The following is a 10,174-nucleotide window of genomic DNA, read 5'->3' on the forward strand; positions in this document are numbered from 1 at the left end:
TAGAATCGAAAGATTCTGCGTCAAACTTCCTATTTTGACTTTATCCGCAGACGCCGTTTGTATCTTGATTTAGTCATGGAACTTCTACGAAGTTCGCTGACGTCCGTACTCACCTAAGGAAAGTTTTAAAGAAGACTTTATATGCAATCTGAAAAGCTATCCGCTTCTTTTTTTGTAGAAACTTATGCTCAAGTTAGTTGCACACAAAAAGCATCCCAAGGTTCCAATACTTTTGTCTGTTTGACCTGCTCTACATTGGTATTGCTAATGAGGACCTCCTCATAGTCTTCCTCCAGTTCAAAGCTCTGGACTTGACTAGACAAATTGACCACAATCAAGTAGCGTTGCTCCCCATCTACTCGTTTGTAGGCAAAGACTTGATCAGTTGTATCCACTAGCTCAAAGTCTGCAGAGATCAACCAATCTTGCTCCTTACGGAGGGCGACCAATTGTTGGTAGGTATAGAAAATGGATGAGGGATCAGCCAAAGCCGCTTCTACATTGATTTCCTGATAGTTTGGATTGACAGCTAGCCAAGGGTGACCGGTTGTAAAACCAGCCTGTGGTTGCTTGGACCACTGCATAGGGGTTCGAGCATTGTCCCGGCCAATATGTCGGATCTGGTCCATAATGGTGTCTAGCTCCACTCCCTTTTCGAGGCTTTCCTCGGCGTAGTTAATAGATTCAATATCTTCGATTTCGTCTAGGCTCTTAAAAGGATAGTTGGTCATGCCAATCTCTTCCCCCTGGTAGATATAAGGCGTTCCTCTCATCAAATGAAGAAGAATGGCTAGGGCCTTAGCGGACTTCACCCGATAGGCTTGGTCATCTCCCCAGGCAGAAACAATCCGAGGGAGGTCATGGTTGTTCCAAAAGAGAGAGTTCCAGCCTTCGTCCATGCCCAGCTCCGTCTGCCACTTGTTAAAGATTTCTTTCAACTTAGGAACATTAAGCTTCTTCGCATAGTGCCATTTGGGCTGACCCTCTTGGAAGAGAAGCCCAATGTGTTCAAATTGAAAGACCATCGATAATTCTTCATTGTCAGGACCAGAGTATTGCTTAGCAATCTCAGGTGTCGCTCCCCAGGTCTCCCCGACAGTTAACAAATCCTTATCCCCGAAAGTCGCTCGATTCATTTCTTTCAGATAAGGGTGGAGCATGGGACCATTGGCTACGATCTTCTGATCAGGAATTTTCCCAATCATGTCGATGACATCCATCCGAAAACCACCGATCCCCTTGTCGATCCAAAAGTTCATCATGTCATAAATCTTCTGCCGAAGGGTCTCATTTTCCCAATTCAGGTCTGGTTGCTTCTTACTAAAGAAGTGCAAATAATACTGCTGGGAAGCCGGATCAAATTCCCAAGCTGAACCACTAAAGGTAGAGACAAGATCATTGGGTTGGTCCCGCCAAATATAGTAGTCCCGCTCCGGACTGTTTGGATTTTCTTTCGCTTCGATAAACCAGGCATGCTCATCAGAGGTATGGTTGACCACCAAATCCATGATCATCTTAATACCGCGCTTTTGCCCCTCCTCAATCAATGTTTCCATATCTTCCATGGTGCCAAAGATGGAAGCAATATCCTCATAATCAGATATATCGTAGCCATTATCATCCATAGGGCTTTGGTAGACAGGAGACAGCCAAATGGCCGTAATACCTAACTTCTCCAAATAATCCAGCTTACTGATGATCCCCTTGAGGTCACCGATTCCATCTCCATTGCTATCTAAAAAACTCTTGGGATAGATTTGATAAATCACGGCATCATGCCACCATTTTTTCTTCATGCGCTTCTCCTTTTTGGTTTTACTTGTAATCCCTTACATCATAACCAAACTGGAAAAGAATTGCAACCCTCAGCTGACCTATCAGTCTCACTTAAAATAAAAAAGAAAGTCTCTCTAGAGAACTTCCTTTTCAAGACTTCTGTTTTTCTTTTCTTTTTGCCAAGAGTGATAAGAGAGCATGACCAATCCAAAGAGATGACTTCCCAACAAGGCGGCCACAAAAATCAGCTTGCCCCTGTCTGGATAAGAAAGTGGGAGATTGCTAAAGCCATAGCGAGCCCATTCGATAAAGATTGGATGCGAAAAGTAAAGCGCCATGCTCATCTGCTTTAAGTACTGCAAATCATAGCTTTTCAAAAAGGACGATCGCAGGCAGGCATTGACCAAATAGACCGTCACAAAGGGAAGGAGCAAGTAAAAGTTCTTATCGATTCCTTCATGTTGAAAAATGATGATGCCTTCCATACAGAACAAGCCAAAGGCGAGAGATAGCTTTTCCCAACGGTGAACCCTAAAGGTTTGTGCATGAAAATGATCATAGAGATAGTAACCCATAAAGATAAAAATGGGCGTGTAAAAGAGACCATTTCGAGCTGTAAAAAATAAATTGCTGTAGAGCTGTAACCCTTGAGAAGACTCGTGGTGTCCAGATAAGCTGAATAGGTCTCGATCAAGCCCCAGCAGTAAAGAAGAAAGGTGATCACCCCCGTCCAAACCATACCTAAGCGTTTGACCAATTGATTGACCAAAAACAGGCCCAGCAAAAAGGCAGGGATATACCAGAGTTGGTAACACATTCCCAGATAGAGCAGAGCAATCAGAACGCCTGCTGGAAAGAGATAGACAGGGAGATGGAGACTAGAAAAAAAGACCCAGGCATAGGGAAGATAGACACAACTCCAAAATAAATAGGTTTTTACGATTTTGACCAGGTAGGCCTTCATTTTCCTTGCATCTCTTAGTGATGGCTTTAGGAAAAAGCTGGCACAGACGATAAAAAATGGCACCGCTAGCCGTCCAAGGATACTCTTAAGGCCAAAATGCACTGGCTCATAGGAAGTTAAGCGACCACTATGCACCAAAATCACTGCAATCGCAAAGAGGTATTGAAAAAGACTAATACTGGAAGTGTTATAGAGGGAATTCTTTTTCATGGTCCTACTCCTTCGCCAAATGCAGATTCTATGGTTATTTTAGCATGAAAGAGAGGACCAAGCAAGGAATCCTTGCCTCCTTATCTACCTTTTTTCCTCTATTTTTGATATACTCAAAGCATGCACAAACAAACGATTATTGATTTTAAAGAGCTTGGATTGCGACACATTTTCACCAAGCCGCTAAAGGAATTAAAAACAAGAGACCTCGACCAAGTAGAGACTCTTCTGAGAGAGGCGGAAGCCTATCAGGAGGCTGGTTATTATGCCGTAGGCTATGTCAGTTATGAAGCCGCTCCTGCTTTTGAGAAAAAATTAGCCGTCCACCCAGCACCACTCATGGGAGAGTATCTCCTCTATTTCACCATTCATGAGGAGGTCGAGACCCTTCCTTTCCCAGAGGACTACGAGGCAGTGGATCTTCCAGCCAATTGGCAGGAAGAGGTAGAGGCGCCTGCTTATCGAAAAGCTATCGAGACCATCCAGCACCATATCCGCCAAGGGGATACCTACCAGGTCAACTACACCGTCCAACTTTCTCAAGAGCTAAAAGCTGACCCTTTGGCCATCTACAATCGCTTGGTAGTAGAACAGAAGGCCCATTACAATGCCTTCATCCAGCACGATGATGTGGCCATCCTCTCCATCAGTCCTGAGCTCTTTTTTGAACAAGATGACAAGCTACTAATCACCCGCCCTATGAAGGGGACGACTCGTCGTGGGCTTACCAACCAAACAGATCTTCAAGAGGCTGCTTGGCTAGAAGCTGATCCCAAAAATCGAGCAGAAAACATGATGATTGTGGATCTCCTGCGTAATGATATGAATCGCATTTCGGAGATTGGAAGTGAGCAGGTGACCCGTCTCTGTCAAGTTGAGCAATACTCCACCGTTTGGCAGATGACCTCGACCATTGAAAGTCGCTTACGTCCCGAAGTCGACCTAGTCCAAACCTTCCAGGCCCTCTTTCCTTGCGGTTCCATCACAGGTGCACCGAAGATTTCCACTATGGAAATTATTCAACAGACAGAGGTTGCTCCTCGTGGCGTCTACTGTGGAACAATCGGCATCCTTCTTCCAAAAGGTAAACGAATTTTTAATGTGGCCATCCGAACCCTCCAAATGCAGGGGAAGCAAGCCATCTATGGCGTAGGTGGAGGCATCACTTGGGACAGCAAATGGGAAAGTGAATACCAAGAGACCAAGCAAAAGTCTGCTGTTCTCTACCGACAAGAGCCTCGCTTTGAGCTCCTGACGACCGGCCGCATCCACCAAGGAGAGCTGACCTTCCTGGAGCAACACCTGACCCGTTTGAGAGAGGCCAGTCGCTACTTTACCTATCCTTATGATGAGCCAAAACTCCTGAAAAAGCTTCAAGAAGAGCTTGCCCATTTGGATCCTAGCCTTGACTATCGTTGCCGCATTGCCTTGCAAAAAAACGGGGCCTTCAAGCTGGCTATTGCCGAGCTGAAGGACTTGCCAGCTAGCTATCTGCAAGCTCAACTAAGAAAACAAACTGCTCCATTAGACCGACCTTTTACCTATTTCAAAACGAGTCAGAGAGACCATCTCAGCCGGTCAGAACAGGAGCAGATCTACTATTTAGAAGACGGAACCTTGCTAGAGACGACCATCGGAAATCTCATCCTAGAGATTGACGGCCAGCGCTACACGCCTCCAGCTCACCTCCCTATCCTCGACGGGATTTACCGCCGCCATCTCTTAGAAACTGGACAAGTAGAAGAAAAACTGTTAACGCTGAAGGATTTAGAAGTCGCTGACCAAGTCTATGCCTGCAATGCCCTGCGTGGCCTCTATCCACTCGATTTCACTAGAGAGGAATCAGAATGAAACTTATTTTTTTACATGGCCTAGGACAGGATGCCCACTCTTGGCAAGGGGTCCAAGATGCACTTTCCCCCTTGCAATCTGAATCTTTCGCTATTTTCTCCCATCCAAGCGAAAGCTACCAAGAGGCCAAAGAAAGATTGACGGAGCACCTCCAGCAAGAAAGCGAGCCCTTTATTCTGGTTGGACTCTCACTGGGAGGCGTTCTCGCTCTCGATCTCTCCAGCCGAGACTTGCCACAACTCAAGGGCTTGGTGCTTTCAGGGACGCAATACAAACTCAACACCAATCTCCTCTATAGGCTCCAAATTCTCCTTTTTCGTCTGATTCCCAAACATGTCTTTGAAAAGCAGGGGGCCAATAAACAGCACATGTTGCAAATCTTTACCGAATTAAAAAGCCTCAATCTAACCGATACCGCTAAAACTTGCCCTCTTCCTAGCTTAGTGATTTGCGGCAGCAAGGATGGGGCCAATCAGGCTTCTTCTAAAAAGTTGGCCAATCTCCTGCCTAAAGGTCACTATCTAGAAATCGCAGACGGGGGCCATCTACTCAATACTCAGAAACCCCATGAACTTGCAGAAGCCATCAAGGAGTTTGTTGGTGAATTTAAAAATGAAGAGGCTAGCTTAAAAAACAGTTCCTCTTAATGTAGATAACGTATTTTTTCATGTTACATAACTTAAAAAATCAAGAAATGTTTATATTTTTAAGTTATGCATGAATATCTAGAGGCTTTCCGCCGTGAGAAAAGTGCCTGAAACACAATTGTTTCAGGCACTCGGGAGTTTTGGAACCTTAGGTCCAAAACTAAGTCATGGAACTTCTTCGAAGTTCGCTGACGTCCGTACTCACCTAAGGAAAGCCTCTAAGAAAACTTATTCTTAAAGTCACGGCTAACTTTTAAAAGGTTAGTCATTTTTTTAGAAATATTTTAGAATTGCTTGATAGTTATTTGAAAAGCAAGCTGTATACTAAGAGTGTAAAGAAAACAACTAGTCATTTGGACGAAGGAGAAAACCATGGAAAAAGTATTAGAAATTTCCCATTTGAGTAAAAAGTTCGGTCAACAATACGCCTTAAATGATGTGAATCTCACCATTCGCAAAGGCGACGTCTACGGCCTCATCGGTAAAAACGGGGCAGGGAAAACCACCCTCATCAAGGTCATCACCCAGCTGATTCAAGAAACTGATGGAAGCGTCTCCCTCTTCGCTTCCACGAATCGCTCTCAGTGGACACAAGCCCTGAAACGGGTCGGATCTGTCATTGAAAGTCCTGTGGCTCACAAGCATATGACCGCCTACCAAAACTTAGTCTACTATTGCAAGGCTCGCCATATCCCCAATCCCGACCAGGTCATCAAAGAAACCTTGAACTATGTTGGCCTGAATAATACGGGTAAGAAGAAATTCCGCGATTTTTCACTCGGTATGAAACAACGGTTGGGAATTGCGATTGCGCTCATTGCCAAGCCCGACTTCCTCATTTTGGACGAACCCATCAATGGTCTCGATCCTGTCGGAATCAAGGAATTCCGCCAGATGATCAAGCGCCTCAACGATGAACTCGGCATGACCATCCTCATTTCCAGTCACATCCTCTCCGAACTTTATCTGGTTGCCAATCGCTTTGGCATTGTCGACCAAGGACGCCTGATCAAAGAAATTAGCAAGGCTGAATTCGAAGAACAAGGAGAAGATTACATCATCCTCAAAACTAGCCAACTAGCTCTTGCCAGTCAACTGATCCAGGATCAGCTCCATCACCGTATCAAGGTCATCGATAAGGATGGAGAAATCCATATCTTTGGACAGACTCACGATATTAAAGTTATTGTCAAAGCGCTCGTTCAAGAGGATATTGACGTGGATGAAATCTACTATGCCCGCCAAGATCTGGAAAAATTCTTTACGGACTTGGTAGACTAGTCAACCCACCGTCTTGCATTACTTATCCCACATATTTCATTTAGGAGATTTATCATGTTGCATACCATTCAAGCAGATTTTTACAGACTTTTTCGCTCTAAAGGTTTTTGGATTACAGAAGCCATTCTCGTTCTCAACATCCTGTCTGGAGTCATCTTTGGAGCTACCGGCCACGTCGGCGTCAATACGGAATCCAAATTACCCCAAGCAACCGAAGTTTGGACGGGCTTTAAAGCCTTGACCAACTACTCTTCCAGCATCAGTGTGACTATCCTCTTTACCATTATTGTCATCACCTTGGTTCTAGGAACAGACTTAACGCAAAACTTATACAAGAATAATCTGGCCTATGGGGTTTCGCGCACCAGCTACTACTTTGCTAAAAGCGCCGTTGTCCTGACCATTGCCCTCTTCCAATTTCTCGTTTCTTATGGTCTCGTCTTCTTGATCGCGACCCTCTACAATGGACTTGGAACCATGCCAGAGCACTTCCTTGCTCATTTTGGACTGACCGTGCTGATTCAGTTCCTTTCCACCCTGGCTTGGGTCAGCATCATTTCCTTCCTTCTTTACGCTAGCCAATCCATCACCCTAGCCTTCGTTGGCTACTTCATTGGAAATATCCTCTTAAGCCTTCCTGCGCTCTTCTTTAAAGATATTGATATTCTCCACTATCTAAACTTGGAATTCCAATATTCCATGGTACAGAGCACAACAGCAACGAACAACACTCTCTCTATTGCTCTTGGATTCATCCTTGTTTTCGGCTTCCTAGGACTCGCTACTTTCAAACACAAAGATTTATAACAAAAAGGCTTGACGAGTGGTCAAGCCTTTTTTCTCAGTGTAATGGTCAAGATAAACCAATCTGCCTCTGTTGCCAGTTGCAAGTCGCCCCCTAAGATCTCTACAAAATTTTGAATGATATAGAGACCCAAGCCAGATGATTCTTCTGTATCCGATAGATTTTCTGAGTAGAAGCGACTAGCCAACTGGTCTAAGTGCTGGATCGGTTGTTGCACAATATTGCGCAGCTCGACCCGAATCGTGTCCTCATCCGACATCAAGGTCAAGCGGGCCTGATCCTTCCCATGCTTGAGGACATTGCTGAGCATATTTTGCAAGAGGCGCTCCCAAAGCTCAGGATCAGTAGCATAATGGAGATGTTCTTCTAACTCTACCTCTAAGGCAATCCCCGCCTCAGACAAGCTATCATAATACTGGAATAACTGCTGGGTTAGGACTTGGCTGAGATTAACGTCTGAAAGGCGAGGCTGGATGGCTCCCTCCATCAAGCGTCTGTACTCCAAGAGAGATTCCAAGCGTTTTGAGACGACTTGAAGATTGGAAGCAATTTTCTTCAGCTTTTCCTCTTCTTGCGTCCCTCCTTTGATGATTTGTTGGGTATAGCCCGAAGCAATGGTCAAAGGTGTCCGAATATCGTGAGCAATATTACTGATGGCCATATCCAAGGTTTTCTTCTCTTGAAAGGCAATCCGATTGGTCCGCTCGATCTGATCAAAGAGATCACTGACCTGCTTGGTCAAGGCGACCAATTCTTTTTTTGAAACACGTGACGTTAACCGTACCCCACTCCCATTTTGGAGCTTCTGTTGAATCTGCTCCTGCAAATCTTTGAGAGCAGAAAGCAAGCGAGCATAGCCCAGTCCCAAGAAAAGGACAAGGACCACTAGAAATAGAACCAATCCCCACATTACTTGTCTCCTTTCAAGCGAACACCCAAGCCCCAGACGGTTTCAATATAGTCCTCATTAGGGTCTAGCTGGGCAATTTTCTTCCGGAGATTGCTCAATTGGGCATTGAGGGTATTGTCTCCAGGCAGATAGACCTCTTCCCAGACCGCCTCATACAATTCTTCCTTGGTGAAAATCTTCTTTGGATGTGCCAGCAAGGTCTCAAAAATTTGAAATTCTTTTTTGCCCAAGCGAAGCGTCTGTTCGCCAGACTCCAGTTCAAAGGTTTCTGGGTTCAGGACCAGATTTTTAAAAGTCAGCTTTTTCGATGATGGAGGTTCCTGTGCCGGAGTGTTGTTATTTCTCAACTGCACCGTCACCCGAGCCGCCACTTCATCCAGATTAAAGGGCTTGACAATATAATCATTGGCACCGGCAAGGAGGTACTGGCTAATGAGGTGTTTGTCTCCAAGAGCCGTCATCATGATGACCGGCACCTGACTCTGCAAACGGATCTCCTCCAGGACCTGATCGCCATTTTTCCCAGGAAGCATGATGTCTAGGAGGACCAAATCAACGGCTTCTTGCTGGAAGAGCCGCAGCCCTTCTGTACCTGAAAAAGCCTGAAGGACCTCATGATCTTCACTTAAGAGACTGTATAAAATTTCTTGGATATCATTATTATCCTCGATTAATAAAATCCGTGCCACTTGCCTCGCTCCTTTTTCCTTTGAACTCCAAATCATTTCTATTACCCTAGCCTATCAAATAAAAGCTCCTTCGTCAATGAAAAATGCAAAGAAAACACTCGATCAAGAAGAACTTTCTTCCTAATCGAGTGTTGCATTAGTTGACAGAAGCTCCATTGGTCGCAATGACTTCTTTGTACCAATAGAAGGATTTCTTACGTGAGCGGGCTAAAGTTCCTTTTCCTCCATTGTCCCGATCAACATAGATAAAGCCGTAGCGTTTCTTCATTTCTCCAGTCCCGGCAGAGACCAGGTCAATACAGCCCCAAGTCGTATAGCCCCAGAGGACAACACCATCTTCATGGATGGCATCCCGCATGGCCTTGACATGGGCAGCCAGGTAGTCAATCCGGTAATTATCCTCAATCTCCCCTGCTTCATTTGGTGTATCAACTGCCCCTAATCCGTTTTCCACGATAAACATCGGCTTTTGATAACGATCCCAGATGGTATTGAGGGTAATGCGGAGACCAAGAGGGTCAATCTGCCAACCCCATTCCGAGCTTTCTAGGTAGGGGTTCTTCAGAGAGGCAAAGATATTGCCCGCTGTTTTCTCCCTTTCAGCTGGATCACCTGAAGCGACCCGACTGGCATAGTAAGAGAAGGAAATAAAGTCTACCGTGTGTTCTTTCAATAATTGAAGGTCCTGCTCGGTTATCTCAACCGTGATTCCCTGACGCTCCCACTCTTTCTTAGCATAGTTTGGGTATTCCCCACGCGCCTGCACATCGATAAAGAAATAGTTTTTGCGGTCTTCTTCTAGACCAGCCCAGACATCTCGCGGAGCACAGGTATGCGGATAGTTTTGCCCTGCTGCCAGCATACAGCCGACCTTATTGTTGGAATCAATCTCATGGGCTAGCTTGGTGGCAATGGCTGAAGCGACCAACTCATGGTGAGCCGCCTGGTATTTGACTTGCTCCTCATTCTCTCCTTCTTCAAAGCAGAGACCCGCTCCCATAAAAGGCGCATGGAGGATCATATTGATCTCATTAAAGGTTA

General features: G+C 45.3%; 9 protein-coding genes. 4 read left to right on the plus strand and 5 right to left on the minus strand.

Annotated features, from left to right (window positions below):
• Positions 1-188 precede the first annotated feature (188 nt).
• Positions 189-1,796: an alpha-glucosidase gene (locus tag RCH62_RS07855; RefSeq protein WP_287517018.1), complete on the minus strand. Its 1,608-nt coding sequence runs from the start codon at positions 1,794-1,796 to the stop codon at positions 189-191.
• A 114-nt stretch (positions 1,797-1,910) separates the two neighbouring features.
• A complete protein-coding gene (locus tag RCH62_RS07860; protein WP_287517020.1) occupies positions 1,911-2,510 on the minus strand; it encodes a hypothetical protein in 600 nt (199 codons plus the stop codon).
• A 560-nt stretch (positions 2,511-3,070) separates the two neighbouring features.
• On the opposite strand from RCH62_RS07860, the gene pabB reads away from it, so the two are divergent.
• The 4 genes from pabB to RCH62_RS07880 all read left to right on the plus strand — a co-directional run bounded on the left by pabB (position 3,071) and on the right by RCH62_RS07880 (position 7,536).
• Positions 3,071-4,801, plus strand: coding sequence for an aminodeoxychorismate synthase component I (gene pabB, locus RCH62_RS07865; protein ID WP_195213643.1), 1,731 nt, complete (start codon positions 3,071-3,073; stop codon positions 4,799-4,801).
• On the plus strand, positions 4,798-5,448 hold the full coding sequence (locus tag RCH62_RS07870; protein WP_129270059.1) for an alpha/beta fold hydrolase: 651 nt from the start codon (positions 4,798-4,800) through the stop codon (positions 5,446-5,448). The genes pabB and RCH62_RS07870 overlap by 4 nt, the downstream gene beginning before the upstream one ends.
• Before the next feature lie 372 nt (positions 5,449-5,820).
• Entirely contained in the window at positions 5,821-6,729 is a 909-nt protein-coding gene (locus RCH62_RS07875; RefSeq protein WP_120701649.1) for an ABC transporter ATP-binding protein, read from the plus strand.
• 54 nt (positions 6,730-6,783) lie between these two features.
• Positions 6,784-7,536, plus strand: coding sequence for an ABC transporter permease (locus RCH62_RS07880; RefSeq protein ID WP_048716360.1), 753 nt, complete (start codon positions 6,784-6,786; stop codon positions 7,534-7,536).
• A gap of 20 nt (positions 7,537-7,556) precedes the next feature.
• Here RCH62_RS07880 and RCH62_RS07885 read toward each other — a convergent pair whose 3' ends face one another.
• The 3 genes from RCH62_RS07885 to RCH62_RS07895 form a co-directional block, all read right to left on the minus strand.
• The gene (locus RCH62_RS07885) at positions 7,557-8,444 is read right to left on the minus strand and encodes a sensor histidine kinase KdpD (protein ID WP_306474971.1); all 888 of its coding nucleotides are present in this window, start codon (positions 8,442-8,444) and stop codon (positions 7,557-7,559) included.
• Positions 8,444-9,133 (minus strand): response regulator transcription factor, encoded by a 690-nt coding sequence (locus tag RCH62_RS07890; RefSeq protein WP_048690324.1) that lies wholly within the window; start codon positions 9,131-9,133, stop codon positions 8,444-8,446. The genes RCH62_RS07885 and RCH62_RS07890 overlap by 1 nt, the downstream gene beginning before the upstream one ends.
• A 136-nt stretch (positions 9,134-9,269) precedes the next feature.
• On the minus strand, positions 9,270-10,174 hold a 905-nt coding region (locus RCH62_RS07895), incomplete at its 5' end, for a family 1 glycosylhydrolase (protein WP_306474972.1).

Origin of the sequence: Streptococcus sp. (genome assembly GCF_030825805.1) — a bacterium.
GTDB lineage: Bacteria > Bacillota > Bacilli > Lactobacillales > Streptococcaceae > Streptococcus.

Coding starts and splice junctions, on each gene's coding strand:
- pabB (WP_195213643.1), top strand. CDS start 3,071: ATGCACAAACAAACGATTATTGATTTTAAAGAGCTTGGATTGCGACAC.
- RCH62_RS07870 (WP_129270059.1), top strand. CDS start 4,798: ATGAAACTTATTTTTTTACATGGCCTAGGACAGGATGCCCACTCTTGG.
- RCH62_RS07885 (WP_306474971.1), bottom strand. CDS start 8,444: ATGTGGGGATTGGTTCTATTTCTAGTGGTCCTTGTCCTTTTCTTGGGA.
- RCH62_RS07880 (WP_048716360.1), top strand. CDS start 6,784: ATGTTGCATACCATTCAAGCAGATTTTTACAGACTTTTTCGCTCTAAA.
- RCH62_RS07855 (WP_287517018.1), bottom strand. CDS start 1,796: ATGAAGAAAAAATGGTGGCATGATGCCGTGATTTATCAAATCTATCCC.
- RCH62_RS07875 (WP_120701649.1), top strand. CDS start 5,821: ATGGAAAAAGTATTAGAAATTTCCCATTTGAGTAAAAAGTTCGGTCAA.